Annotated in this window: 23 protein-coding genes; 14 read left to right on the top strand and 9 right to left on the bottom strand. The window is 63.6% G+C overall.

Going from position 1 to position 25,072, the window contains the following annotated elements; translation table 11 throughout:
* The first annotated feature begins 21 nt into the window (after positions 1-21).
* Together fabA and fabB are read left to right on the top strand one after the other, a co-directional pair.
* A complete protein-coding gene (gene fabA, locus VDP79_RS06625; protein ID WP_323017422.1) occupies positions 22-534 on the top strand; it encodes a 3-hydroxyacyl-[acyl-carrier-protein] dehydratase FabA in 513 nt (170 codons plus the stop codon).
* 11 nt (positions 535-545) lie between these two features.
* On the top strand, positions 546-1,766 hold the full coding sequence (gene fabB, locus VDP79_RS06630) for a beta-ketoacyl-ACP synthase I (protein WP_323017423.1): 1,221 nt from the start codon (positions 546-548) through the stop codon (positions 1,764-1,766).
* A gap of 77 nt (positions 1,767-1,843) precedes the next feature.
* Here fabB and VDP79_RS06635 read toward each other — a convergent pair whose 3' ends face one another.
* Complete coding sequence (locus tag VDP79_RS06635; RefSeq protein ID WP_323017424.1) at positions 1,844-3,082, bottom strand: MFS transporter; 1,239 nt, start codon at positions 3,080-3,082, stop codon at positions 1,844-1,846.
* Positions 3,079-4,308, bottom strand: coding sequence for an MFS transporter (locus VDP79_RS06640; RefSeq protein WP_323017425.1), 1,230 nt, complete (start codon positions 4,306-4,308; stop codon positions 3,079-3,081). The genes VDP79_RS06635 and VDP79_RS06640 overlap by 4 nt, the downstream gene beginning before the upstream one ends.
* 188 nt (positions 4,309-4,496) lie before the next feature.
* Between VDP79_RS06640 and VDP79_RS06645 the strand changes: the two genes are divergently transcribed.
* Positions 4,497-5,372: an urea transporter gene (locus VDP79_RS06645; RefSeq protein ID WP_323017426.1), complete on the top strand. Its 876-nt coding sequence runs from the start codon at positions 4,497-4,499 to the stop codon at positions 5,370-5,372.
* Between the two features lie 40 nt (positions 5,373-5,412).
* Here the strand turns inward: VDP79_RS06645 and VDP79_RS06650 are convergent, their stop codons facing one another.
* From VDP79_RS06650 to VDP79_RS06665, 4 genes are all read right to left on the bottom strand, one after another.
* Complete coding sequence (locus tag VDP79_RS06650; protein WP_323017427.1) at positions 5,413-7,110, bottom strand: cbb3-type cytochrome c oxidase subunit I; 1,698 nt, start codon at positions 7,108-7,110, stop codon at positions 5,413-5,415.
* A gap of 13 nt (positions 7,111-7,123) precedes the next feature.
* A complete protein-coding gene (locus VDP79_RS06655; protein ID WP_323017428.1) occupies positions 7,124-8,077 on the bottom strand; it encodes a c-type cytochrome in 954 nt (317 codons plus the stop codon).
* Positions 8,074-8,334, bottom strand: a complete 261-nt coding sequence (locus VDP79_RS06660) for a hypothetical protein (protein WP_323017429.1) — start codon at positions 8,332-8,334, stop codon at positions 8,074-8,076. Before VDP79_RS06660 ends, VDP79_RS06655 begins: the two co-directional genes overlap by 4 nt.
* A 331-nt stretch (positions 8,335-8,665) precedes the next feature.
* A complete protein-coding gene (locus VDP79_RS06665; RefSeq protein ID WP_323017430.1) occupies positions 8,666-9,574 on the bottom strand; it encodes a YicC family protein in 909 nt (302 codons plus the stop codon).
* Positions 9,575-9,645: 71 nt separating this feature from the next.
* On the opposite strand from VDP79_RS06665, the gene rph reads away from it, so the two are divergent.
* The 6 genes from rph to ntrC all read left to right on the top strand — a co-directional run bounded on the left by rph (position 9,646) and on the right by ntrC (position 16,350).
* Positions 9,646-10,395 (top strand): ribonuclease PH, encoded by a 750-nt coding sequence (gene rph / locus VDP79_RS06670; protein ID WP_323017431.1) that lies wholly within the window; start codon positions 9,646-9,648, stop codon positions 10,393-10,395.
* Complete coding sequence (rdgB, locus tag VDP79_RS06675) at positions 10,395-11,009, top strand: RdgB/HAM1 family non-canonical purine NTP pyrophosphatase (RefSeq protein WP_323017432.1); 615 nt, start codon at positions 10,395-10,397, stop codon at positions 11,007-11,009. Before rph ends, rdgB begins: the two co-directional genes overlap by 1 nt.
* 10 nt (positions 11,010-11,019) lie before the next feature.
* Positions 11,020-12,240 (top strand): radical SAM family heme chaperone HemW, encoded by a 1,221-nt coding sequence (gene hemW / locus VDP79_RS06680; protein ID WP_323017433.1) that lies wholly within the window; start codon positions 11,020-11,022, stop codon positions 12,238-12,240.
* A gap of 220 nt (positions 12,241-12,460) precedes the next feature.
* Positions 12,461-13,873 (top strand): type I glutamate--ammonia ligase, encoded by a 1,413-nt coding sequence (gene glnA, locus VDP79_RS06685; protein ID WP_323017434.1) that lies wholly within the window; start codon positions 12,461-12,463, stop codon positions 13,871-13,873.
* A 12-nt stretch (positions 13,874-13,885) separates the two neighbouring features.
* Entirely contained in the window at positions 13,886-14,839 is a 954-nt protein-coding gene (glnL, locus tag VDP79_RS06690) for a nitrogen regulation protein NR(II) (RefSeq protein WP_323017435.1), read from the top strand.
* Positions 14,836-16,350: a nitrogen regulation protein NR(I) gene (gene ntrC, locus VDP79_RS06695; RefSeq protein WP_323017436.1), complete on the top strand. Its 1,515-nt coding sequence runs from the start codon at positions 14,836-14,838 to the stop codon at positions 16,348-16,350. Before glnL ends, ntrC begins: the two co-directional genes overlap by 4 nt.
* Before the next feature lie 19 nt (positions 16,351-16,369).
* Here ntrC and VDP79_RS06700 read toward each other — a convergent pair whose 3' ends face one another.
* Genes VDP79_RS06700 through VDP79_RS06710 form a run of 3 tightly spaced genes read right to left on the bottom strand, consistent with a single transcriptional unit; the run spans position 16,370 to position 19,868 of the window.
* The gene (locus tag VDP79_RS06700) at positions 16,370-17,155 is read right to left on the bottom strand and encodes an ABC transporter ATP-binding protein (RefSeq protein WP_323017437.1); all 786 of its coding nucleotides are present in this window, start codon (positions 17,153-17,155) and stop codon (positions 16,370-16,372) included.
* A gap of 11 nt (positions 17,156-17,166) precedes the next feature.
* Positions 17,167-18,816 carry an iron ABC transporter permease gene (locus VDP79_RS06705; RefSeq protein WP_323017438.1) on the bottom strand — a complete coding sequence of 550 codons (1,650 nt, stop codon included), beginning with the start codon at positions 18,814-18,816 and terminating at the stop codon, positions 17,167-17,169.
* An 8-nt stretch (positions 18,817-18,824) separates the two neighbouring features.
* Positions 18,825-19,868 carry a Fe(3+) ABC transporter substrate-binding protein gene (locus VDP79_RS06710; RefSeq protein ID WP_323017439.1) on the bottom strand — a complete coding sequence of 348 codons (1,044 nt, stop codon included), beginning with the start codon at positions 19,866-19,868 and terminating at the stop codon, positions 18,825-18,827.
* Between the two features lie 278 nt (positions 19,869-20,146).
* On the opposite strand from VDP79_RS06710, the gene VDP79_RS06715 reads away from it, so the two are divergent.
* The 5 genes from VDP79_RS06715 (at position 20,147) to VDP79_RS06735 (ending at position 25,063) form a co-directional block, all read left to right on the top strand.
* Positions 20,147-20,923 carry a ferredoxin--NADP reductase gene (locus VDP79_RS06715; RefSeq protein WP_323017440.1) on the top strand — a complete coding sequence of 259 codons (777 nt, stop codon included), beginning with the start codon at positions 20,147-20,149 and terminating at the stop codon, positions 20,921-20,923.
* A 70-nt stretch (positions 20,924-20,993) separates the two neighbouring features.
* Complete coding sequence (locus tag VDP79_RS06720; RefSeq protein WP_323017441.1) at positions 20,994-21,380, top strand: Rid family detoxifying hydrolase; 387 nt, start codon at positions 20,994-20,996, stop codon at positions 21,378-21,380.
* Between the two features lie 23 nt (positions 21,381-21,403).
* The gene (gene recG / locus VDP79_RS06725) at positions 21,404-23,470 is read left to right on the top strand and encodes an ATP-dependent DNA helicase RecG (RefSeq protein WP_323017442.1); all 2,067 of its coding nucleotides are present in this window, start codon (positions 21,404-21,406) and stop codon (positions 23,468-23,470) included.
* 25 nt (positions 23,471-23,495) lie between these two features.
* Positions 23,496-24,452, top strand: coding sequence for a LysR substrate-binding domain-containing protein (locus tag VDP79_RS06730; protein ID WP_323017443.1), 957 nt, complete (start codon positions 23,496-23,498; stop codon positions 24,450-24,452).
* 86 nt (positions 24,453-24,538) lie between these two features.
* Positions 24,539-25,063 (top strand): Dps family protein, encoded by a 525-nt coding sequence (locus VDP79_RS06735; RefSeq protein ID WP_323017444.1) that lies wholly within the window; start codon positions 24,539-24,541, stop codon positions 25,061-25,063.
* The last annotated feature ends 9 nt before the right edge of the window (positions 25,064-25,072 follow it).

Consider the following 25,072-nt stretch of genomic DNA (forward strand, 5'->3'; position numbering starts at 1 on the left):
CCGGTTTTGACACGGGGCATCATGGAAAAAAACAGCTACAGCTACGACGAATTGCTGGCATGCGGGCGCGGGGAACTCTTTGGGCCGGGCAATGCTCAATTGCCGCTGCCACCCATGTTGATGTGTGATCGCATCGTGCATATCGACGACCAGGGCGGTTCGCATGGAAAAGGCGAAATCATCGCCGAACTCGACATCCGACCCGATTTATGGTTTTTCGGTTGCCACTTCCAGGGCGATCCGGTCATGCCGGGCTGTCTGGGACTGGACGCCATGTGGCAGTTGGTGGGTTTCTTCCTGGGTTGCTGCGGCGGCCAGGGACGTGGCCGCGCCCTGGGTGTGGGCGAAGTCAAATTCACCGGTCAGGTCTTGCCGACGGCACATAAAGTGCGCTATCACATCGACATGAAACGCGTCATGATGCGCAAGCTCGTCATGGGGATTGCCGACGCGCGCATGGAAGTCGACGGCCACGAAATCTACGTGGCTCATGATCTGCGGGTGGGGCTTTTCACTCGCACGGACAATTTCTAGGAGGCTCGATTATGCGTCGCGTGGTCATCACCGGCATGGGCATCGTATCCAGCCTGGGCAATAATCAGTCCGAAGTCCTCGACAGCCTGCGTACAGGCCGTTCCGGCATTACCTATCAACCCGAATACGCTGCACAGGGGCTGCGTTCCCATGTGGCGGGTTCCGTGCATCTGGATGCGCTCGACAAGATCGACCGCAAGCTCAGCCGCTTCATGGCCGATGGCCATGCCTATGCCTGGCTGGCGATGCAGGAAGCCATCCAGGACGCCGGTCTGACGCCGGAACTGGTGTCCAATCCGCGCACCGGCCTGATCGTCGGCGCGGGTGGCGCATCGCATTCCGCCATCAATGATGGCATCCAGACCCTGCACGAAAAAGGTGTGCGCCGCGTCGGCCCCTACATGGTCACCAAGGCCATGGCCAGCGGCGTGTCCGCTTGCCTGGCGACCGGCGCCCAGATCAAGGGCGTGAACTATTCCATCAGTTCGGCGTGCTCCACCAGTGCGCATTGCATCGGCAATGCCGTGGAACAGATCCAGCTGGGCAAACAAGACATCGTCTTTGCCGGCGGCGCGGAAGAAGAACACTGGTCCCTGTCCTTCATGTTCGACGCCATGGGGGCTTTGTCCACCCGCTATAACGACACCCCTGAACGCGCTTCCCGTACCTACGACGCAGACCGTGACGGCTTCGTGATTTCCGGCGGCGGCGGCATTGTCGTCGTCGAGGAATACGAACACGCCAAGGCCCGGGGCGCCCATATCCTGGCGGAAATCGTCGGCTACGGCGCGACGTCCGACGGCTACGACATGGTTGCGCCGTCCGGCGAAGGCGCCGAACGCTGCATGCGCCAGGCGCTGGCGGGTTTTCAGGGCAAGGTCGACTACATCAACACCCATGGCACCAGCACGCCGGTGGGCGACGTCAAAGAACTGGAAGCCATCCGCGCGGTATTCGGCGACGAAGACCAGCCCTGGATCGCGTCGACCAAGTCCTTGTCCGGTCATGCCCTGGGGGCAGCCGGCGTGAACGAAGCCGTCTATACCCTGCTGATGATGAAGCACGGTTTCGTGGCGGCATCGGCCAATATCGACACGTTGGACCCGGTCGCGGAAGGCATGAACATCTTGCGCGAAACCGTGGCTCAGGCCGATATCCAGACGGCCTTGTCCAATAGCTTCGGCTTTGGCGGCACCAATGCCACGCTGGTATTTTCACGCGTGGGGCTGTAACACCGTTTCGTCCAGTTCAGCCTATAAAAACGGCCTGCGATGGTGACATCGCAGGCCGTTTTGTGTTGGCAGGAAAACTACCCGGCAGCGTGCGGCGAGGCGGGCACGGCGGCGCCATCCGTGACTGAGTGCGCCTGCACCAGCGCATTGCGCCCGGCATACCAGCCGGCCAAGGCGGTCGCCAGCCCCAGGATGCCGATCAATCCTGTCGCTGCGCGAAAGCTGCCGGTCCAGGCGAACAGCACCCCGATCAACAGCGGCCCGCTGGCGGCCAGCATATAACCGGTCGTCTGCGCCATGCTGGACAGGTGGGCTGCCACGTGCGCATCGCGGGACCGCAGCACGATCAGCATCAGGGCCAGCGCAAACAGGCCGCCCTGTCCCAGGCCCTGGATGATGGCCAGCGGCCAGACCGCCCAGGCAGGACCCAGCACCATGCCGATCAGAGCCCCTGTGGCAATGGCTGCCAGCCAGACGGCCAGGCTGCGCTGGTCGCGGCCTCGCGCTGCCAGCATGGGCGCCAACAGGCAGGAAACCACTTGCAGCAAAATGGAAACGGAAGTGATCAGGCCGGCCTCGGTGCCGCTCAAGCCCCGGTCACGCAGCATGGGCGCCATCCAGCCCAGCACGCAATAGGCCAGGGCGGACTGCAGCCCCATGAACAGCGTGACCGCCCAGGCCAGACGATCACGGCGCAGCCCCCTGACCGGCAGGATATGAGGGCCGCTGGTGCGGCGTATACCGGCTTTCCAGGCGACCGGCGCCCAGGCCAGCAGCGCCAGCAATGCCGGGATGGACCAGAAGGCCAGACCCCAGGCCCATTGCCCCTGCAGCGCGTGCGTCAAGGGCAGGGTCGTGGCGGCCGCCAGGGCGGCGCCGCCGACCAGGCTCATGGTGTAGAGCCCCGTCATCAGCGCTGCGCGATCGGAAAAATCCCGCTTGACCAGGCTGGGCAGCAATACATTGCCCAGTGCAATGCCTGCTCCGCCCAGCGCAGTGCCCAGAAACAGGCCGGTGGCGTCCAGCACGCCGCGCAGCGCTGTGCCGATCAGGATCAGCAGCAGCACCAGCAGCAGCGTGCGTTCTACCCCGATACGCTGGGCGCAGCGCGGCGCCAGCGGGGCAAAAATCCCCATGCACAGGACCGGCAGCGTGGTCAGATAGCCGGCCATGGCCGCCGACAGTCCCAGCCCTTGGCTGATATCCGGCAGCAGGACGGCTGTGCTGGGGAACAGCGGCCGCAGATTGGCCGCCAGCAATAACAGGCTGGCAGCCATCAGCCAGCGCCCCGGCGCGATGGTTGGAGCGGCGCTCATGCAGGACGGCGCCGCGTGTCGGGCAGGAAAAAGGCGGCAACGCCCAGCAAGGGCAGGAAGGCGCACAGGTGGTAGACGAAGGCGATGCTGGTGACGTCCGCCAGCTTGCCCAGCAGCGCAGCGCCGATGCCCGCCATGCCGAAGGCCAAGCCGAAGAACAGGCCGGACACCGTCCCGGTTTTTCCAGGCATGAGTTCCTGTGCGTAGACGATGATGGCCGGGAAGGCGGACGCGATCATGACCCCGGCGCAGAACACCAGGATCAGCGTCCATTGCAGATCGACATAGGGCAGCGCCAGGGAAAAGGGCGCAGTACCCAGGATAGAGCCCCAGATGACGCGCTTTCTGCCGATGCGATCACCGACGGGGCCGCCGATCAGGGTGCCGGTGGCCACGCCGGCCAGAAAGACGAACAGGGAGTACTGCGCCTGCTGGATGTCCAGGCTGAAGCGGTCCATCAGGAAGAATGTGAAATAGCTGTTCAAACCCGCCAGATAAAAATATTTGCTGAAAATCAGCAGCAATAGAATCATCAGCGCGTTGCGAACCTGCTTGTGGGACAAGCCGTTGTCGACCTTGCCCAAAGAACTGCGCCCCCGGCTGCTGGTGAGGTTGGCGGCGTACCAGCGGCTGACGCCCACCAGGATGCAGATGCCCAGCAGGGCGGCCAGGGACACCCAGGCCACGCTGCCTTGGCCGTGCGGCACGATCAGCAAGGCGGCCAGCAAGGGGCCGATGGAAGAACCGATATTGCCGCCGACCTGGAAGATCGATTGCGCCAAGCCATGGTGCCCGGCTGATGCCATGCGGGCCACGCGGGAAGATTCGGGATGAAATACCGAAGACCCCGCCCCCACCAAGGTGGCGGCCAGCACCACCAAGGGGAAGCTCCAGGCCTGCGACAACAGCAGCAAGCCGCAGCAGGTGAAGCCCATGCCGATCGGCAGGGAATACGGCATCGGGCGGCGGTCGGTAAAGCGTCCGATCAGCGGCTGCAGCAGCGAAGAAGAAAACTGGAAGGCCAGGGTGATGATGCCGACCTGCGCAAAACTGAGGTCGAAGCGCCCCTGCAGGACCGGATAGATGGCCAGCAGCACCGACTGCATCATATCGTTGAGCAGATGGGTCAGGCTGATGGCCCCCAGCACCGGAAAGGCAACCCCCGGCTGGGCTGCCGGGGGCTCGGGATGAATCAGGGGCGCAGCGGGCGCGAGCGAGTTTTTCATGAAGGATCCAGGCAGAAGCGCACCCACTGGATTGTACGCCGGGAAGGCGGGCCGTCGGGGCCGTCGTCATGGCGCCGCCGGCTCTGTGCGGCGTATGACGGGTATGTGCCTCTGCTGATGGCCGGATGCGCTCCCGGGAGTACGATGGCTGATTTTTCAGCCCCGTCGTCTATTCTGGAGTGAATGTCGTGAAGGTTCGTGCGAATGAGGCGCTTGCCTGGACCCTTGTTGCAGGCCGCCAAGGCTTGCGAGGCATCGCCCAAGTGTTCCTGCAGCGCCATGCAGCGACGGGGGCATGTCTGCTGACGGCAGTCGCCTGGCAATCGGTAACGCTGGCGCTAGGCTGCCTGCTGGGCGCTTTGACGGGTACGCTGTTCGGTCGATGGCGGAACGCGGGGGCAGATGCGGATGCCGGTCTGCATGGTTATAACGGCGCACTGGTGGGCATTGGCGTGCTGCTCGCCTTGCCGCCGACAGAGCTGGCCTGGGGGCTGGTGGTCGTACTGTCGAGCCTGGCGACCGGGCTGGCGCAGTGCTGGCGCCGCCATCTGCCTGGATCGCCCTATACGGCTCCCTTCATTCTCATGATCTGGCTGCTGCAGGCCGTCATGCCCCTGGCGGGCTGGCCGCCTGCGGATGCGGTATTGCCCGCTGTGCCGCTTTCGGGGTTGATGGCCGTGGTAGCCGGTGTGTTCAGGGGCGTGGGACAGGTCATGTTTCTGGACGACCCCTGGTCGGGGGCGTTATGTGTGCTGGGCCTGGCCCTGGCGGCCCCCCGCGTTGCTGTTCAAGCGCTGCTGGTCTCGGCGGTGGCCTCGGGATTGGCCTGGATGGGGGGCTTTCCTGCAAACGCCGTATGGATGGGACTGTACGGTTTCAACGCCGTGCTCGTCGCCGAAGCCGTACATCAGGCGCGGCCTGGGCGACTGGGGTTCCTGTGCCTGGGCGTGATTCTGAGCCTGCTGTTCATGCGCGCTTTTCAATGGCTGGGGCTGCCTGCGCTGACCGCTCCGTTCGTGTTGGCGAGTTGGGTGGCGTGCTGCATCTGCCGCGCGGATCGGTAAGAAGCAGGGCGGTATGTCGGACCGCCCTGCGTCGGCTGCATCACGCCTGGGCGGCCTGCTCTTGACCAAGATTGGCGACCGCCGCTGCCGGCGCCGGGCGCGCCTGCAGCGATGCCAGGAAGCGCCAGACGAACAGCAGGGTAATCAGCAGCAAGCCGGGGTATCCCAGCCCCGCCAGCACATAAGGGATGGTGGGATCGCCCAAGGCGACGGAATCCAGATTGAAGCTCAGCAAGCCCAGGGTGATGATGGCGCCAAAGATCCACATGCCCATCAACCACAGGCTGGCTTCGGTGCCGCGCAGGACAGACCGCCAGCCCCTTTCGGGCGCTGCTTGGGTGGGGGCAGGCAGATCGCGGGCGGCGGATGATACCGGTCGCAGGCCGATGGTCAGCAGGTCATAGATCAGCAATCCGGCGCCCACCGCAAAGACCAATCCAAACAGGGGGATCAGCACTTTGAAGAACTGCATGGCTGGGAATACCTGCCCGCCGAACCAGTTCAATCCCATCGAGCGGTACAGAAACACCTGGATGGTGCCGCCGATGGCAAAGGCGAAGGCGATGCCCAGCATGCCGGTCAACACCAGCCAGAAGGCGACCCGGCCCAGCCGCTGATCAAATTCCTTGACGCCGCGCAACAGCGGCACGGCGTAATAGGCCGCCGCGATCCCCAGCATGCCGAAGGTGCCAAACAAGGCCAGGTGCGCGTGGCTGGGCGTGACCCAGGTGCCATGCGACCAGACGTTGGTCAGGGCGAAGGTCATGGTGAAGCCCAGAATACCGGCGCCGACCTGTTCCAGGACGACCGAGCCCAGGATGAAGTAGAAGGCCGGTGCGTTTTCAAGCGGGCGCTTGTCCTGGTGGGCATCCAGGTAGATATGCCAGAAGCAGAACACCAGGGGCAGGGGTTCCAGGGCGCTGAACAAGGAGCCCCAGAACTGCCAGAATTCAGGGGTGCCGATCCAGAAATAGTGGTGCGCATTGCCGATCAGGCCTGACAGCCACACCATGGAGATGCCCCAGAACACCGCGTAGCCGACCGATTTCACATCCGCCTTGAACATCAGGACCAGCAGGAAACCCACCAGGCTGATGTGAATGACTTCCCAGACGCCTTCCACCCAGTAGTGCACGACGTACCAGCGGAAATATTCCTGCAGGTCCAGGCGATCGACGAAAAACACGCCGAACAGCCAGACGAAGGTCAGGGCCGTGACACCGATCGCCAGTCCCCAGTGGATCTCGTTCCAGTCGCGGCGCGCGGGAAAAGTGCGCAGCACGACATAGGTCAGAATGGAAAAGCCGATGAAAATGACGAGATCCGCCGCCCGGCCGGCCTCGAGGTATTCGAGCCCTTCCTGCAGCCAGGGTTGGCCCATCCACCAACCGGCGATGCCATCGGCGGCCAGGCTCTGGGTGGCGACGTTCCAGACCGTGACGGCGATCAAGGCATAGAACAGGATCTGGATCAGCCAAGGGGCGGCCAGTTCGCGGCGTGACAGCAAAGGCCCGACAAACAGAATGGTGCCGATGAAGCCCGACAGAATCCAGAGGATGCCCAGGTTGGTGTGCTCGGCCCGCAGGATGTTGAAATTGGCGATGCCGGCCAGCAGCGTCGGATCGACGTGCTGGGTGGCGATCAACAGGCCGAACAGCATCTGGAACAGGAACAGGACCAGCATCAGCAGGAAGAATCGCAGGCTCAGACGCTGTGTGTGGTATTCGATCTTGATCATGATGGCTTCCCAGTTAAAGGCTGCGCAGATAGGCCACGATGGCCTGCATGTCGGCCTCGTTGATCAGCGTGTCGTAAGGCGGCATCACATGGGGCGGATAACCCGCCACGATTTTGGCGTCCGGCCGACGGATCGATTCGACCAGATAGTCGTCGTCGGCGACGACCGTCGTGCCGTCGGCCAGTTCGACCGTGGATCCGCTCAGGCCTGCCCAGCCTGGCCCCACCAGCCGTTTCTGGTCCGTCGCGTGGCAGGCCGCACAACCCAGGTCGTTCACCAGTTTTTTGCCCAGCGCCACGGGATGCTGGACGGCAGAAGCAGCGCTGGCGCCCGCTGGTACTGGGGCGGTGACGGCGACTGCTGCCGCATCGGCCCGCATCCGAGCGGGGATGCGTCGTTCGGGATTGGGCTTGGGCGGCCAGCCTTCCGTATTCATGGACGAGGTGTATTTCAGAAAAGCCATCAAGGCAGTGATCTCGGATGCTTTCAGCGGCAAATTGGGCATCAGCGTGTGCTGGCCGCCGCGTTGTTGCACGCGTTCGGCAGCGCCCGGATAGCGGGCCAGATAATCCTGCGGATCAGCAGTACCCGCCTCTTTCTGAACGGTTGGATTTTGCAATTGCACTTGGACCGCGGCTGCTGTCGGCCAGCCTGCAGCCGACGGCAGGAATGCCGCCAGCCAGGCCGGGCCCGCGTCGGCGTAAATGCGTGTCAGGTCAGGGCCGAAATAGGCCCCGTTGCCAACAATGGTGTGGCAGCCCATGCAGTTGTAGGCCTGAAAGACGCGTTTCCCCAGGACGGCATCGGCCTCGCCATATTGGACGAGGGTCGGCAGGGCCTGCTGGCGCGACGGCAGGAATGACCAGGCGGAAAGAATCAGAAAGATCGCCAGCATCAAGGCCAGGACGGCCAATGCCCTGCGGCGCTTGGCGGTTTCCCGGCACTCGGTTCCGTTCAGGCAGCTCATGATTGTTTCTCCCTGGAAGATGTATCGGGCGCCGCTTCCTGGCGCCCCAGACTGTCATGCAGGAACAAGGTGCGCAGGCTGCCCAGGAAGGCATAGAAGACATAGACCGCCAGGCAGTACCCAAGGATGAAATACAGCCACCACATGGCCGGGGATTCCGGCCAGTAAGAGAAATCACGCCAGTAGGGCCAGGACAGCAGGACGCTGACCAGAGCGGCCAAAGCGGATAAGACCAGATCAATGATGCGCTGCGCCATGTTTCCCTCCCGATCAGGCTGATGGCCGAGCCAGTCTAGGAAGGGGGACGTCAGGAAGCGGAGATATCCTTACTGTCGACTTGGGGACTGCCTGCTACGGAATCCCTTGCATATGCAACAAACGTTGATTTCTCATATTGCAATGCAATATGAGAAATCCAAGCGGGGGAATGAGGCAAGGCAGGGCCAGGCAGCCAGTATCGGCAACCGCCTAGCCCAGGCGACAGATTATTACCTTGATACGAGTCAATTCTATGGGGAAACAGGGACTTTCCATCAGGAAGTCCCTTAGACCCGATCATCAGGATGCATCCCAGGGCCAGTAGGCTGCTTATTCGATGTTCTGCGCCTGCTCGCGCATCTGCTCGATCAGCAGCTTCAGATCGATGGCCGCCTGGGTGACAGTCAGTGCAGCAGCCTTGGAACCCAAGGTGTTGGCTTCACGGTTCATTTCCTGGAACAGGAAATCCAGGCGTTTGCCGCTGCCGCGCGTGGCGGATGGATGAGCGCCGTTCAGGATGTCGCGCAGTTCCTGCAGGTGCGAGCGCAGCCGGGTGATTTCCTCGGCGACATCTACCCGCAGCCCGAACAGGCTGGCCTCCTGGGCGATGCGGGCGGTCAGTTCGGCGCCGCTGATGGCGGAAAAGCCTTCCGGACTGGCGGCCAGCAGTGCGTCGCGCAGCCGTTGGGCGATGCGCTCCTGGTGCTGTTGCACCAGGGTTGGCAACTCGTCCTGTACGTGATCGACGATGCGGGTGATGTCCTCGGCCATGTGCAGCATGGCTTGGGCCAGACGGGCGCCTTCGCGCTCGCGGGCGCTCTGGAATTCCTTGAGCGCCTGTGCGCAGGCCTGTTCGCAGAGCGGCAGCCAGGCTTCCGCGTCCAGACCGCTGCGGGCCAGGCCTGTGCGGGGCAGTTCGGCCAGGGTCGGTGCGGGCAGGTCGGGGATGTAGCGGCGGGCGCTGGCCAGCTGTTCTGCCAAGGCCTGAACAGCGGTCTCGTCAAAGGGGCGCAGCGTATCCTGTTCGACGACGCTGTAGCTGAGCTTGATCTCGATCTTGCCGCGCAGGGCGTGGCGATTGACCAGGTCGCGCACTGCGCCTTCGGCAAAGCGCAGGTCTTCGGGAATCCGCAGATTCAGATCCAGAAAGCGGTTGTTGACGCTGCGCACTTCGGCGGCCAGAACGCCCTGTTCGGCTTCCAGGCGGCTGGCGCCATAGGCAGTCATGCTACGGATCATCGGGGCGGTCTCGTGATTCTCTACAATGGAGGCGTTATTGTAGTCTGCTCCTCCAGCCTGGAAATCCACTCATGTCCGAATCCCCTCTGTCTTCCCCTATCGCCCGCCCTTCCGGGCGGGCAGCCGATGTCTTGCGCCCCGTGCAGTTGCTGACCGGCTATACGCGCCATGCCGAAGGGTCCGTGCTGGCCTGCATGGGCGACACCCGTGTGCTGTGCACCGCCAGCGTGCTGGAAAAAGTGCCGCCGTTCCTGAAAGGCAAAGGCCAGGGGTGGGTGACGGCGGAATACGGCATGCTGCCGCGTGCCACGCACACCCGGGGCGATCGTGAAGCTGCCCGAGGCAAGCAAAGCGGGCGCACCCAGGAAATCCAGCGGCTGATCGGCCGCAGCCTGCGAGCAGTGTTCGATCTGCAGGCGCTGGGCGAGCGGTCCTTGCATCTGGATTGCGACGTCTTGCAGGCCGATGGCGGCACGCGTTGCGCCAGCATCACCGGCGCCTGGGTGGCGGCGGCGCTGGCCGTGCGCGGTTTGCAGGCGCGCGGCCTGATCGCGGCCAACCCCTTGCGCGGCCAGGTGGCGGCGGTATCGGTGGGACTGGTCGGCGGCTCAGCCGTGCTGGATCTGGATTATGCCGAGGACTCTCAGTGTGATACCGACATGAATGTCGTCATGACCGATGCGGGTGACTTTGTGGAAGTGCAGGGCACGGGCGAGGGCGGCAGTTTCCGGCGCCAGCAACTGGACGCCTTGCTGGATCTGGCTGATGGCGGTATCCGCCAGCTGGTCCAGGCCCAGTTGCAGGCGCTGGAGGCCGCATAATGACCCGAGTGGTGCTGGCATCCAATAATTCAGGCAAGCTCAAGGAATTCTCGGCCAGCCTGGCGGCAGCGGGGATCGACATGGTGCCGCAGGGGGCGCTGGGCGTCCCGGAGGCCGATGAGCCCTTTGGCACTTTCGTTGAAAACGCTTTGGCCAAGGCGCGGCATGCCAGCCAGGTGACGGGCTTGCCGGCGCTGGCGGACGATTCCGGGCTATGCGTCCGGGCGCTGGGCGGCGCTCCCGGCGTGCATTCGGCCCGCTATGCCGTATCCGCCGACGGCACGCGCTCGGATGCGGCCAACAATGCCAGGCTGGTAGCCGATATGGCAGGCCGGTCTGATCGACGCGGCTGCTACGTCGCCGTACTGGTCTATATTCGCAGCGCTGATGATCCGCGCCCCATCGTGGTCGAGGGCAGCTGGGATGGTGAAGTGCTGGCGGCTCCCAGGGGCGCCAACGGCTTTGGCTACGACCCGTATTTCTACCTGCCCGATCTGGGCATGACGGCGGCGGAGCTGCCGTTGGCACAGAAAAACCAGATCAGCCACCGGGCGCGTGCGTTGCGCCAACTGCTGCAGGCCTTGCGCAGTGAATACGCCGGCCTGCCACTCTGAAGATCCATCCATGAAAAAACTCGTGCGTGTGCCGCAGGCTGAACCTGAAGGCGATGGCCGACCTGGGGTGCGAGGCCGGCCCGGCCTGGCGGCCTTGCCGCCGCTGTCGATTTATATCCACGTCCCCTGGTGCGTGCATAAATGTCCGTATTGCGATTTCAATTCGCATGAGCGCAGTGGCGACATTCCTGAACAGGCCTATCTGCAAGCATTACAGGCGGATCTGGAACAGGCCCTGCCGGATGTCTGGGGACGGCAGGTCTCGACCGTCTTTTTCGGCGGCGGCACGCCCAGCCTGCTGTCGGCGGATGCCGTGGATCAGATCATCAGCCTGCTGCGGGCGATGCTCAGCTTGCCGCCGGATGCGGAAATCACGCTGGAAGCCAATCCTGGGACGGCTGAAGCCGCCCGTTTCCAGGGCTATGCTCAGGCCGGCGTCAACCGGATCTCATTGGGGATTCAGAGTTTCGATGATGACAAGCTGCAGCGTCTGGGGCGTATACATGACGCGGCTCAGGCGCGTGCGGCGATCGAGATGGCGCAGCGCGCCGTGGGTCGCATCAATCTGGACCTGATGTTCGCCTTGCCGCAGCAGACGCTGGCCCAGTGTGAACAGGATGTGCGCGAGGCGCTGGCCTTCCAGACCGGACACCTGTCGCTGTATCACCTGACCATGGAACCCAATACGGTGTTCGCCAAGTACCCGCCGCGCCTGCCCGACGATGAACAGAGCGCCGCCATGCAGGACCGGGTCGCTGAATTGGCGGAATCCGCGGGGTTGGAACGCTACGAAGTATCCGCCTATGCGCAGCCGGGCCAGGCCTGCCAGCACAATCTGAACTACTGGCAGTTCGGTGACTACCTGGGGATCGGCCCCGGCGCGCATTCCAAGATTTCCTTCCAGAACCGCATCATCCGCCAAGCCCGCGCCCGTATGCCGGATGCCTGGATGCGCCTGGCTCAGGAACGCACCGGCAAACACATCGTGGAACAGCGCGAGCTGAACCATGGCGATCTGGGGTTTGAATTCATGCTCAATGCGCTGCGCTTGAAGCAGGGCGTCGAAGGCGGCCTGTTCATCGAGCGCACCGGCCTGTCGCTGATGGCGATCCTGCCGGCGATGCGCCGTGCGGTGGATCGCGGCCTGTTGCTGCCAGGTCTGGATCGCATCCAGGCGACGCCTCAGGGTTGGCAGTTCCTGAATGACTTGCAAATGGAATTTTTGCCCTGATTCGGTGCATCCTGCTTTAAAATATGCACCAATGTGGTGCGGTTCATCGGCCAGATGAAGAGGTTTCCTTCGTTCCTGCACGGTCGGTGGCAGTGGCGCTGAACGTGTTCCATATCTGGCACGGCATTTGCTTTATAAAAATCGACGACGCCTTGCGCCGTCGCCCATCACAAAGCCTCGGGCTTGAACTTCTTCTTACCTTTTTGGCGCAGGAGCCTGTATGTCCACCCCTGAAAATGTCGTCCAGATGATTGCCGAACGCGAGGTCGCGTTCGTGGATTTCCGCTTTACCGACACCCTGGGCCGGGAACACCACCTGACGGTTCCCGCCAGCCAGGTGGACGAAGACCGCATGGAATCCGGCGTAGCCTTTGACGGCTCCTCGCTGCCCGGTTGGAAAGGCATCGAAGCCTCGGACATGATCCTGGTCCCGGACAGCGCCACGGCGCGCATGGACCCTTTCCGTGAAGAAAGCACGCTGATCCTGACCTGTGACGTAGTCGAGCCGTCCGATCTGAAAGGCTACGATCGCGATCCGCGTTCGCTGGCGCGCCGCGCCGAGGCCTACCTGAAATCCAGCGGCCTGGGCGATACGGCTTATTTTGGCCCGGAACCCGAATTCTTCGTCTTTGACGGGGTCAGCTGGAAGTCTGATATGGCCGGCAGCTTCGTCAAGATTCATTCCAACGAAGGCGCCTGGTCCAATGCCGACGACGCCAATGGCACCAATCAGGGTTACCGCCCGGCGATCAAGGGCGGCTATGTGCCGGTGCCGCCGATCGACTCCTTTGCCGACATGCGCTCGGAAATGTGCTTGCTGATGGAACAAATGGGGGTGCCGGTCGAAATCCACCACCACGAAGTCGGCAACTGCGGCCAGCTGGAAATCGGCACGCGCTTTTCCACACTGGTGCAGCGCGCCGACTGGACGCAGACCATGAAGTACGTGATTCGCAATGTCGCGCACGTCTACGGCAAGACGGCTACCTTCATGCCCAAGCCCGTCGTCGGCGACAACGGATCGGGCATGCACGTGCACCAGTCCATCTGGAAGGACGGCCAGAACCTGTTTGCCGGCAATGGCTACGGCGGCCTGTCGGAATTCGCCCTGTACTACATCGGCGGCATCATCCACCACGCCCGCGCCTTGAATGCCATCACCAACCCCGGCACGAATTCCTACAAGCGCCTGGTGCCGCACTACGAAGCCCCGGTGAAACTGGCGTATTCCGCCCGTAACCGTTCGGCTTCGATCCGCATCCCCTACGTCAGCAATCCGAAGGCTCGCCGGGTCGAAGCCCGCTTCCCGGACCCCCTGGCCAACCCCTATCTGGCGTTTTCGGCGCTGATGATGGCGGGGCTGGATGGCGTGCAGAACAAGATCCACCCGGGCGATCCGGCGGACAAGAACCTGTACGATCTGCCGCCGGAAGAAGACGCCAAGATCCCGACCGTGTGCTCTTCGCTGGAACAGGCTCTGGAAGCTCTGGACCGCGACCGTGAATTCCTGACACGCGGCGGCGTCTTTAGCAACGATCTGCTGGATGCCTACCTGCACCTCAAGGACAACGAACTCAACCGCCTGCGCGTGACGCCGCATCCAGTCGAATTCGATATGTACTACGCCCTGTAAAAAGTATCCGCCATGGATCCGTCCGGCTTCGAACTGCTGCAAACTGCAGTGCTGCTGCTGGACGAGTCCGAGCGGATCGTACAGGCCAACAGCGCTGCCGAGGAATTGTTGGGCGTCTCCCGGCGGATACTGATCGGGCATCCGGTGGATGTCTATCTCGGCAGCCTGACCAGTGTGCTGAAAACCCCGCTGTCCGGACAGCCCTGGGCTTGGCTGGTCGAGATCCCCGTGCATCAGGCAGCCCGCTTCGAAGATCAACAGCAGGCGCTGGCGGGTCAGGCGGCGCAGCGCGAGACCTTGCGCAATCTGGCGCACGAAATCCGCAATCCCTTGACTGGCCTGCGCGTGGCCGCCCAGTTGCTGGATATGGAGTTGCCGCGCGGCGACTTGCGTGATTACACCCGGGTCATCATCGAAGAAGCGGATCGTCTGGCCAATCTGGTCGCCAGGCTGGTATCGCCCCAGCATCAGGCCATCGAGCCGCAATGCTTCAATGTGCACGAGATCTGCGAACGGGCGCTGGCGCTGGTCGAACTGGAGTTCGGCCGCCGGCTGACGCTGGTGCGCGATTACGATACCTCTGTGCCTGATATCGTGGCGGACCGCGACGGTCTGTTGCAGGCCTTGCTGAATGTCGTGCGCAACGGGGCGCAGGCGTTGACCGAAACTGCGGATCTGGATTCGCCCGTCTTGCAGCTGCGCACGCGCATCGTGCATCAGCCGGTGCTCTTGCATACCCCCCACCGCATGGGACTGATGATCACCGTGGCCGATAACGGCCCTGGCGTGCCTGCCGCTTTGCAGGACAAGCTTTTTCATCCGCTGGTGACAGGGCGGGCTCAGGGGACGGGCTTGGGCTTGAATCTGGCTCAAGCCTGTCTGCAGTTGCACGGCGGCGTCTTGGAATTCGATTCGCGGCCGGGCCGCACCGAATTCCGCCTGTTGCTGCCTCTGGAGACCGTGTGAAACCTATCTGGATCCTGGACGACGAGCCCGGCATGCGCTGGGTGCTGGAACGCGCCCTGGACAAGGCGGGCTGGGCGGTGCGCTGCTTTGCCGACGGAGCGGCTTTGCTCTCGGCACTGGATGATCTGGACGGCCCCCAGGACCCCGGAAAGCCCGCCGTGCTGGTCTCCGATGTCCGCATGCCGGGGCTGGACGGTTTTGGCGTCCTGGCGCAGGTCCGTACCCGCCTGCCGGACCTGCCAGTCATCCTGATGACGGCCTACACTGATCTGGAAACGACTGTTGCTGCGTTTTCCCAGGGGGCTTTTGACTATCTGGCCAAGCCCTTCGACATCCAGGCGGCCATCGACCTGATCGTCCGCGCAGCGGGTGCAAGCTCCACATCAATGGCTGCGTCCGCCAGCCCGCAGGCGCCGGCGGACGTGTCTGCTGTCCCGCAGGACGGCCCCGCCGATCCTGTCCGCTTGGAAGAGGGCGGCATGTCGCCTTCCCGTTCCCCCGCCATGCAGGAAGTCTTTCGCGCCATCGGACGCCTGGCACAATCCAGCGCCACCGTGCTCATCACGGGTGAATCGGGCACCGGCAAGGAACTGGTGGCGCGGGCCTTGCATCAGCATAGCCGGCGGGCCGCAGGGCCGTTCGTGGCGGTCAATGCCGCCGCGATTCCGCGCGATTTGCTGGAAGCGGAACTCTTCGGTCATGAACGAGGCGCCTTTACGGGCGCTGTCCAGATGCGCAGAGGGCGCTTTGAAGAAGCGGATGGCGGCACCCTGTTTCTGGATGAAATCGGCGACATGCCGGCCGAGTTGCAGACGCGTTTGCTGCGCGTGCTGGCGGAAAACAGTTTTTACCGGGTGGGTGGCAGCCGCGCCGTGCAGGTTGACGTCCGCATCGTGGCAGCCACGCATCAGCCGCTGGAAGATCGCGTGCAGGCCGGTTTGTTTCGCGCCGATCTGTTTCACCGCCTGAATGTCATCCGCCTGCGCCTGCCTGCTTTGCGGGCGCGGCGCGAGGACATCGAATCATTGGCCCGTCATTTTCTGGCGCGCAGCGCCGTTCAGCTGGGCGTGCCTGCGCGCACGCTGGAGCCCAGCGCTCTGCATGCTTTGCAGCAGTTCGATTACCCCGGCAATATCCGCCAACTGGAAAATATCTGCCAATGGCTGACCGTCATGACCGCCAGCCCTCGGGTCCAGGCGCAGGACCTTCCGCCTGAAATCCGGACGGGCGACAGCGGTGGCGGCGTCCAGTCACCGGGTGCCTCGCCGCCGGACGATTGGCGTACCGCCCTGGCCGAGGAAGTCCGCCTGCGGCTCCAGCGGCAGGAATCTGATCTGACGGATGTCTTGCGGCAGGACTTCGAGCGGGTGTTGTTGCGTCAGGCACTGACGCAGGCGAGCGGTCAGCGGGGGCGCGCGGCGCTGATGCTGGGCATCGGTCGCAACACATTGACGCGCAAGTGCCAGGAACTGGGGCTGGACGATCTTCAGGAACAGCAGACGGACGTCTGAGGCGGGCCGCGCTGAACGCTTAGGCCGCCGACGCGGAAGGCGCGCCGCGCAGACAGGCCTGGGTGCGCTGGGCCTGCAGCGTTTCGCGGCGGATGAAAGAAGAGATCTCGGGCGTGGCAGGATGATGATACGTGTCGTAAGGCGTCGCCCACTGGATCAGGCGGCCATCCTGCAAGATGCCGATCTTGTCCGCTACGGCAAAGGCTTCAGCCTGATTGTGTGTCACCACCAGGGCAGTATGCCCGGCGGCCTTGAGCAGGTCGCGCAGCTCGAACGCCAGCCGTTCCCGCGCATCGACATCCAGGTTGGAAAAGGGTTCGTCCAGCAGCAGCAGGGCCGGCTCGGGCGCCAATGCCCTGGCCAGGGCGACCCGTTGCTGCTGACCGCCCGACAATTCGTGGGGGTAGCGCTCGTCCAGGCCGCTCATGCCGACCAGGGCCAGCATCTCGCGCACACGGCGCTGCCGTTCGGCGGCGGGCTGCCGGCGCAGGCCGAAGCCCACGTTGGCGGCAATGTTCAGATGGGGAAACAGGGCGTAGTCCTGGAACATCATGCCGACGCGCCGCCGTTCGGGGGCGATGCAGCTGCGCTGGTCGGACAACAGGCAGCCGTCCAGACAGATCGTTCCGCGATCCAGCGGCTCGAATCCCGCGATGGCTCGCAGCACGCTGGTCTTGCCGCACCCCGATGCGCCCAGCAGGCAGGCGATCTGGCCTGTTTCCAGCGACAGGTCCAAGTCTTTCAGGACATTGCGCCGGCCATGATCGGCGGCGTAGCTCAGGGAAATGTGATTGAGTTCCAGCATCTCGTGAGGCCTCAGGAAGTCGGGCGATCCAGCAGTCGCGCCAGGATCAATACGGGAATCAGGCCGGCAGCGACGATCCCCAGGGCGGCGATGGCGCCTTCCTCGTAGGTGCCTCGGGCTGCCTCGCCATATAGCCATGTGGCCAGCGTGTCGAAATTCAGGGGCCGCAGCAACAGCGTGGCGGGCAGCTCTTTCATGGCGTCGACAAAGACCAGCAGCGCCGAGGCGATCAGGGCAGGGCGCAGCAGCGGCAGGTGTACGCGGCGCAAGGTGCCGTGGACATTTTCTCCCAGAAGGCGGGCGGCCTGCTCGAAAGACGGCGGGATCCGTTCCAGCCCCGATTCCAGCGTGCCCACTGGAATGGTCAGGAAACGGATCACATAGGCCAGCGCCAGAGCAGCCGGCGTGCCCAGCAGGAGCAGGCCTGCAGGGTCCAGGCCGACGACGCTGCGCAGCCAGGACAGGCCCTGTTCGGCGGCCATGATGGGAAACAGCAGCCCGATCGCCAGAACGGTACCGGGCAGTGCGTACCCCAGGGTCGCGAAGCGGGGCACGGCTCGCAACCAGGCGGGGACGCGGTGCATGATGCGCCGGCTCCAGACCACGATCAGGCCCAGGACCAGGGCAGCGGCGGTGGCCAGCGCCGATACGCTCAGCGTCTGCCAGGCGGCGCGCAGTAAAGCAGATGAAGGCCATAAGCCGGCGCCCAGGCGTTCCAGGGTCAGCGCCAGCAGATACCCCGCCGGCGCCACGAAGCCGATCAGGATCGGCATCAGGCACAGCACCGTCGCCAGCCAGGCAGCCGAGCCCTGTAGCCGGTGCGGGTGGATAGAGGCGCTACGCCGGCTGCCCGTGTAGCGCAGGTGGCGCCGCCCGTGGCGTTCGATGGCGATCAGCGCGGTCACCAGCGCCAGCGCCACCAGGGCGATCTGCGCCGCGCCCGCCAGGTCTGAGCGCGTGACCCAGGTGGTATAGATTGCAACGGTCAGCGTCTGGACACCCAGGAACTCAGAGGCGCCGATGTCGTTCAGGGTTTCCAGCAGAACCAGGCACAGGCCGACTGCAATGGCCGGTCTGGCCATGGGCAGCGCCACATGCCAGAATGCCGCCCAGGGGCCGTGGCCCAGCAGGCGCGCGGCCTCCATCAGGTGGGCTGCCTGATTGGCGAACATGCTGCGGGTCGTCAGGTAGACATAGGGATACAGCACAAAGGCCAACAGCACGATGGCGCCGGGCAGGCCGCGCACGTCGGGCAAGCGGAATTCTCTCGGGCTGGAGTAGCCCAGCAGGGTGCGGATGACTTCCTGGATGGGGCCGATGGGATGCAGGATGTCCAGATAGGCGTAAGCGACGATGTAGGTCGGCACGGCCAGAGGCAACAGCAGCCCCCAGGACAGGATGGCGCGTCCGGGGAAATCATGGGCGGTCACCAGCCAGGCCGCCCCGACGCCCAGGGCGGCGGCCAGCAGCCCCACGCCGGCCAGCAGCACCAGCGTTTGGCCCAGCACGCCCGGCAGGACGAATTGCAGCAGGTGATTCCAGTGCGACCCGGTTCCCTGTGTCGCCTGGCCGATCAGCGCCAGGATCGGCGCCAACACGGCCAGCGCGGCCGCAATCATGCCGGCGTGCCAGGGCCAGGCCCGGAAATCCTGCGCCGACATGACCACGCCTATTGACTTAGGCCAGCGCGATCAACCAGCTCGCTGGCTTGCTTGCGATGAAGGGCAATTTCCGTCAGCGGCAGGGGATCGATCTGCAGCGGCCCGAAGCTTTCGACGGTCGGGTCCAGTTTCACACCAGCCCTGACGGGGTATTCGTAGTTGGCCTGCGCATACAGACTCTGGGCCTTGTCGGACACCAGGTATTCCAGCAGCTGGACGGCTTCTGCGCGATGCGGCGCGTACCGCGCCACCGCAGCGCCGGAGATATTGACGTGGGTGCCCTGAGACCCCTTGAAGGTCGGGCGGATGACCCGGATCGCATCGCCCCAGCGGCGCGCATCGGTATCGGGCGCGGCGTTTTTCATGTGGCCGGCGTAATAGGCATTGGCGATGCCAACATCGCAAATGCCGCCCAGGATGTCACGCGCCACGTCGCGATCACCGCCCGTGGCGGCGCGCCCCAGATTGGCCTTCACGCCCCGCAGCCATTGCTCGGTCGCCTCGGCGCCGTCGTGGGCGATCATGGCGGCGATCAGCGCCGTATTGTAGGGGTGTTGACCGGAACGGATGCAGACTTTGCCCTTCCAGCGCGGGTCGGCCAGGTCTTCATAGTTCAGCGCCTTGATGTCCAGGTCCTTGCTGACATAGGCGACCCGATCACGCAAGGACAGGGTGAACCATTGGCCGTCAGCCGCGCGCAAGTTGTCGGGGATGGCGGATTCCAACGCCTTGGACTGGACGGCCTGGGTCACGCCGCCATCGACCAGATCCAGCAGATTGCCGATGTCCACCGTCATCAGGACGTCAGCCGGCGATTGCTCGCCTTCGGTGCGCACGCGCTCCAGCAGGCCGTCTTTGATGAATACCGTATTGACCTTGACCCCTGTGTCCTTGGAAAAGGCGGCAAGCAGCGGCTCGACCAGTTTGGGCTCGCGCGTGGTGTACAGATTGACTTCGGCCGCCATGACAGCGCTGCCAGCCAGCAAGGGCAGGGCAGCGGCCCATAGGGCCAGGCGGCGGGTAAGAGAAGACGGGCTGAAGCGAGGCGTCATGGTCGTGGGTTTCCGTGAAATAAAAGAAAATATCAATGAATGATAATGATTCTCAAAATTAGGACGAAAAGTTAGCACGCTGGCAGACTGAAAGCAAGCGCGCCACGCTACAATGACGCAAAAATGGCGCCTATCGTCAGGCGTCGACGCGTGATCTTGCGTCAGATCAAGAAAACCCCTGTATTCCAGAAACCCACTGTGCGTGCGGGGTTATCCTTGTTTTTAACGGCTTAGGCCGTACCATTTCCCTATTATCCGAATTTCAATCGACCTTCCTCATGGCCGCCTTTCTTTCCGAACAAGTTCTCAGCGTGCACCACTGGAACGACACGCTGTTTTCCTTCAAGACCACACGCGATCCTGGCCTGCGTTTCCACAACGGTCATTTCGTGATGCTCGGCCTGGAAGTCGAAGGCAAGCCGCTGATGCGTGCTTACAGCATCGCCAGCGCCAACCACGAGGAAAACCTGGAATTCTTCAGCATCAAGGTCCCCAATGGTCCGCTGACGTCCCGCTTGCAGCATCTGCAGCCGGGCGATGCCGTGCTGGTCAGCAAAAAGCCGGTCGGTACCCTGGTCATCGACGATCTGAAACCAGGCCGTCACCTGTACCTGTTCGCGACCGGCACCGGCCTGGCGCCGTTCATGAGTATCATCAAGGACCCGGACGTCTACGACCGCTTTGACAAGGTCATCCTGACGCACGGGGTGCGCTTCATCAGCGAACTGGCCTACGCCGACTACATCACGCAGGAACTGCCGCAGGATGAATTCCTGGGTGAAATGGTGCGCGACAAGCTGATCTATTACCCCACGGTCACCCGCGAACCCTATGTGCATCAGGGACGACTGACGACGTTGGTGGACAGCGGCCAGATTTTCCAGGATATCGGCCTGCCGCCGCTGGACCCCGCCACGGACCGCGCCATGATCTGCGGCAGTCCCGCCATGCTGACCGATATCCGTGCCATGCTGGACACCCGCGGCTTTGTCGTGTCCGCCGGTGTCGGTGAACCGGGCGACTATGTTTTCGAACGCGCCTTCGCCGAAAAATAAACCCTCTTTTATTTTTTGCTATTGATCAGTAAACTCTGATAGTTATGAAACTCACTCAGGGAAGTCCATCATGAGCAAGGCAATCGTTCACTCCGACTCGGCTCCGGCCGCCGTGGGACCGTATTCCCAGGCAGTCGCCACCACGTCGAGCCGCCTGGTCTTCCTGTCGGGACAGATCGGACTGGAACCCGGCACCGGCGAACTGGTGTCGGAAAACTTCGAAGGCCAGGTGCGCCAGTCTTTCGCCAATATGCAGGCGGTCATCCAGGCTGCCGGCGGCTCTTTCGACAACATCGTCAAGCTGACGCTGTTCCTGACGGATCTCAGCAAATTCGCCAGCGCCAATGCCATCATGGCGGAAATCATTCCGCAGCCGTATCCGGCCCGTTCCACCCTCGGGGTCGCCAGCCTGCCCAAGGGCGCTCAGTTCGAAGTCGAGGCCATTCTGGCCCTTTGATCGCGTCAGTCCGGATTGCCGTGATGGCTTCGGTCGGCGCTTCCCGGGCGCCCAAGCGCTCGGGGCAATCATCCACCGGTACACAGCAGGCCCGCCTGTTCGAGCGCTTGGGCTTGCATAGCCCGTCGGATTTCATTGTCCACCTGCCGTTGCGCTACGAGGACGAAACCCGTGTCACGCCTGTCGCTCAGGCCAGGCCGGGGGTGCATGCCCTGTTCGAAGGCGACATCGTCGACAGCGACATCCGGCTGCGGCCGCGCCGCGAACTGCAGGCGACACTGTCCGACGACAGCGGCCAGCTGCAATTGCGCTGGCTGCACGTCTATCCCGGCCAGCAGGCGCGGCTGCGGGCCGGCCGCCGCGTGCGCATCCGCGGCGAGGTCCGCATGGGCTATCAAGGGTTGGAGATGATCCACCCGCTGGTGACAGAGCCCGGCACCCCCTTGCCCGACACCCTGACGCCTGTCTATCCCACGACTCAAGGCCTGTCGCAGGCCAGCTTGCGCAAAGCCATTGCGCGAGCCCTGGACCAGGCCGACCTGAGCGATACACTGCCCGGCGTTGTCCGTCAGGCCTACGGTCTGGCGGATTTCGCGGCGTCCCTGCGCTTGCTGCATCATCCGGGGCCAGAGATTTCCCTGGCGTCGCTGGCCGAACATGAGCACCCGGCCTGGCGCCGGATCAAGTTCGATGAATTGTTGGCGCAGCAACTGGCCTTGGCCGACGCCAGGGCGGCCCGTCGCGCCATGCGCAGTCCGTCCTTGGCGGGCGATGAACATCTCAGCCGCCAGCTGCGGGCGGCGTTGCCGTTCAGTCCCACGGCGGCTCAGGAACGGGCCATACAGGAAATCCGGGCGGATCTGCGCTGCGAGCACCCGATGCACCGTTTACTGCAGGGCGACGTGGGCAGCGGCAAGACGCTGGTGGCCGCCTGGGCCGCTGCGCAGGCGATCGATGCCGGTGTCCAGGTCGCTGTCATGGCGCCCACGGAAATCCTGGCGGAGCAGTTATGGCGCAAATTTTCCGAATGGTTTGAACCGCTGGGAGTCTCCATCGCCTGGCTGACAGGCGCTTTGCCTGCGGCCAAGCGTCGTCAGGCCTTGCAGGACATTGCTTCAGGTCAGGCCCGGCTGGCGGTCGGCACGCAGGCGCTGATCCAGGATAAGGTGCAGTTTCAGGCGCTGGGGCTGGTGATCAGCGACGAACAGCACCGCTTTGGCGTCGGCCAGCGGCTGGCGCTCAATCGCAAGGGGGATTTGTCCGCGCAGGTCCCCCATCAGCTCAGCATGAGCGCAACGCCGATTCCACGCACCCTGGCCATGGCCTTTTTTGCCGACATGGATGTGTCTGTCCTGGATGAATTGCCGCCGGGACGCACGCCGGTGCGCACACGATTGTTCGCCGATCAGCGGCGCGATGAAGTCCTGGTGCATGTGGCGGCTGCCGTGCGCGAAGGCCAGCAGGCTTATTGGGTCTGCCCGCTGGTCGAGGAAAGCGAAGCCCTGCAGCTGCAGACGGCAGTCGACACCTGGGAACACCTGCGGGCCGAACTGCCGGATCTGCGTATCGGCCTGATGCATGGACGCTTGGCCGCCCAAGAGAAAACCGACACCATGGCGGCGTTCCGTCGCGGTGAACTGGATCTGCTGGTCAGCACCACCGTGATCGAAGTCGGGGTCGATGTCCCCAATGCCAGCCTGATGGTGATCGAGCATGCCGAGCGCTTCGGGCTGGCCCAGTTGCATCAGCTGCGCGGCCGGGTCGGACGCGGGGCGCGCGAATCCACGTGCGTGCTGCTGTACCAGCCGCCGCTGTCGGCCCTGGCGCGGGAGCGCCTGCGGGCGCTGTACGAAACCACGGATGGTTTTGAAATCGCCCGGCGTGATCTGGCCCAACGCGGGCCGGGTGAGCTGCTGGGCGTGCGCCAATCGGGGCAGGCGCTGCTGCGTTTTGCCGACCTGAATGCGGATGAAGACCTGCTGGAACAAGCGCGCGCGGCCGCCAGTTGGCTGTCTGCGGATTTTCCGGCTGATGCCCGGGCGCACCAGCAGCGCTGGATGGCAGGCGCCATCCAGTACCTGCGTAGTTGAGACGATAAAAACAAGGGGATCCACGATGACTCTGACTGAATTGAAATATATCGTCGCGGTGGCGCGTGAACGCCACTTCGGCCGGGCCGCCGAGGCCTGCTTTGTCAGCCAGCCCACGCTGTCGGTGGCGATCCGCAAGCTGGAAGAAGAACTGGGCGTCGTGCTGTTTGAACGCGGCGGCGCCGAGGTCGGCATCACGCCGATCGGTCTGCGGGTGGTGGCCCAAGCGCAAAAGGTGCTGGAAGAGGGCGCCAATCTGCGTGAAATCGCCCGCCAGGGACACGATCCCCTGGAAGGCCCTTTGCGGGTGGGCGTCATCTATACGATCGGCCCCTATCTATTGCCGCACCTGGTTCCGGAACAGATCCGCCGTACCCCGCAGATGCCGCTGCTGCTGCAGGAGAACTACACGACACGCTTGCTGGAACTGCTGCGCCAAGGGGAGATCGATTGCGCCATCGTTGCGCTACCCCTGCCTGAAACCGGCCTGGCGCAGTGCGTGCTGTATGACGAACCTTTCTATGTCGCCTTGCCGCACGATCACCCCTGGGCGCATGAAAAACGCATCGGCTCGAACCGTCTGAAGGAAGAAACCATGCTGCTGCTGGGCGCCGGGCACTGCTTTCGCGACCAGGTCCTGGAAGTCTGCCCGGAACTGTCCCGCTATTCGGCGTCCAGCGAAGGCATCCAACGCACCTTTGAGGGGTCCTCTCTGGAAACCATCCGCCACATGGTCGCGGCGGGGATCGGTATCACGGTGATGCCGGCCAGCGCCTTGGGCATGCAGGGCGCCGAAAGCAAGCTGCTGCGCTTCATTCCATTTGCGCCGCCGGTTCCCGACCGGCGGGTCGTGCTGATCTGGCGTAAAAGCTTCCCCCGCCTGGCGGCCATCGAGGCGCTGGTCGATGCGGTGCGCAACAGCGGCATGCCCGGCGTGACGATGACGGAAGATCCGATCACGGCAATGGTCGCAACTGATTGATATGACACAATATGCAAGAGTACACGCCATCGGCTTGCCGCTGGCCCGTGCTATGCTGGAATCACCTCGTCTTAACGGAGCATTTCATGGCAAAAGCCGCCAAAAAGACATCATCCCCTAAAACCCAGACGACGCCCGCGGGCCTGCCAATCGATATCGGCATCTCCGACAAGGACCGCGCTGCGGTTGCGGTGGAACTCGCGCACACTCTGGCCGATACCTATACGCTGTACCTGATGACGCACAATTTCCACTGGAATGTGACCGGTCCCATGTTCAGCACCCTGCATCAGCTGTTCATGACGCAGTACACGGAAACCTGGCAGGCGCTGGACGCCATTGCCGAGCGCATCCGATCCCTGGGCCACTACGCGCCCGGCACCTATGCGGAATACGCGCGCCTCAGTTCCATCCAGGAACCGACCTCGGTTCCTTCGGCCGAAGACATGCTGCGCCTGCTGGTGTCCGGCAACGAAGCCGTCGCCAAGACCGCCCGCAAGGCCTTCAAGTGCGCCGACGCCGTCAACGATCAGCCGACGGCCGATCTGTTGACCCAGCGCCTGGACGTACACGAAAAGAACGCCTGGATGCTGCGCAGCCTGCTGGCCTGATCGATTCCA

The sequence above is a fragment of the Castellaniella sp. genome (genome assembly GCF_034675905.1).
GTDB lineage: Bacteria > Pseudomonadota > Gammaproteobacteria > Burkholderiales > Burkholderiaceae_B > Castellaniella.

What these genes read in the sequence shown, in the direction of transcription:
- fabA (WP_323017422.1), top strand. Translation starts at nt 22, where the DNA reads ATGGAAAAAAACAGCTACAGCTACGACGAATTGCTGGCATGCGGGCGC.
- fabB (WP_323017423.1), top strand. Translation starts at nt 546, where the DNA reads ATGCGTCGCGTGGTCATCACCGGCATGGGCATCGTATCCAGCCTGGGC.
- VDP79_RS06635 (WP_323017424.1), bottom strand. Translation starts at nt 3,082, where the DNA reads ATGAGCGCCGCTCCAACCATCGCGCCGGGGCGCTGGCTGATGGCTGCC.
- VDP79_RS06640 (WP_323017425.1), bottom strand. Translation starts at nt 4,308, where the DNA reads ATGAAAAACTCGCTCGCGCCCGCTGCGCCCCTGATTCATCCCGAGCCC.
- VDP79_RS06650 (WP_323017427.1), bottom strand. Translation starts at nt 7,110, where the DNA reads ATGATCAAGATCGAATACCACACACAGCGTCTGAGCCTGCGATTCTTC.
- VDP79_RS06655 (WP_323017428.1), bottom strand. Translation starts at nt 8,077, where the DNA reads ATGAGCTGCCTGAACGGAACCGAGTGCCGGGAAACCGCCAAGCGCCGC.
- VDP79_RS06660 (WP_323017429.1), bottom strand. Translation starts at nt 8,334, where the DNA reads ATGGCGCAGCGCATCATTGATCTGGTCTTATCCGCTTTGGCCGCTCTG.
- VDP79_RS06665 (WP_323017430.1), bottom strand. Translation starts at nt 9,574, where the DNA reads ATGATCCGTAGCATGACTGCCTATGGCGCCAGCCGCCTGGAAGCCGAA.
- rph (WP_323017431.1), top strand. Translation starts at nt 9,646, where the DNA reads ATGTCCGAATCCCCTCTGTCTTCCCCTATCGCCCGCCCTTCCGGGCGG.
- rdgB (WP_323017432.1), top strand. Translation starts at nt 10,395, where the DNA reads ATGACCCGAGTGGTGCTGGCATCCAATAATTCAGGCAAGCTCAAGGAA.
- hemW (WP_323017433.1), top strand. Translation starts at nt 11,020, where the DNA reads ATGAAAAAACTCGTGCGTGTGCCGCAGGCTGAACCTGAAGGCGATGGC.
- glnA (WP_323017434.1), top strand. Translation starts at nt 12,461, where the DNA reads ATGTCCACCCCTGAAAATGTCGTCCAGATGATTGCCGAACGCGAGGTC.
- glnL (WP_323017435.1), top strand. Translation starts at nt 13,886, where the DNA reads ATGGATCCGTCCGGCTTCGAACTGCTGCAAACTGCAGTGCTGCTGCTG.
- VDP79_RS06700 (WP_323017437.1), bottom strand. Translation starts at nt 17,155, where the DNA reads ATGCTGGAACTCAATCACATTTCCCTGAGCTACGCCGCCGATCATGGC.
- VDP79_RS06705 (WP_323017438.1), bottom strand. Translation starts at nt 18,816, where the DNA reads ATGTCGGCGCAGGATTTCCGGGCCTGGCCCTGGCACGCCGGCATGATT.
- VDP79_RS06710 (WP_323017439.1), bottom strand. Translation starts at nt 19,868, where the DNA reads ATGACGCCTCGCTTCAGCCCGTCTTCTCTTACCCGCCGCCTGGCCCTA.
- VDP79_RS06715 (WP_323017440.1), top strand. Translation starts at nt 20,147, where the DNA reads ATGGCCGCCTTTCTTTCCGAACAAGTTCTCAGCGTGCACCACTGGAAC.
- VDP79_RS06720 (WP_323017441.1), top strand. Translation starts at nt 20,994, where the DNA reads ATGAGCAAGGCAATCGTTCACTCCGACTCGGCTCCGGCCGCCGTGGGA.
- recG (WP_323017442.1), top strand. Translation starts at nt 21,404, where the DNA reads ATGGCTTCGGTCGGCGCTTCCCGGGCGCCCAAGCGCTCGGGGCAATCA.
- VDP79_RS06730 (WP_323017443.1), top strand. Translation starts at nt 23,496, where the DNA reads ATGACTCTGACTGAATTGAAATATATCGTCGCGGTGGCGCGTGAACGC.
- VDP79_RS06735 (WP_323017444.1), top strand. Translation starts at nt 24,539, where the DNA reads ATGGCAAAAGCCGCCAAAAAGACATCATCCCCTAAAACCCAGACGACG.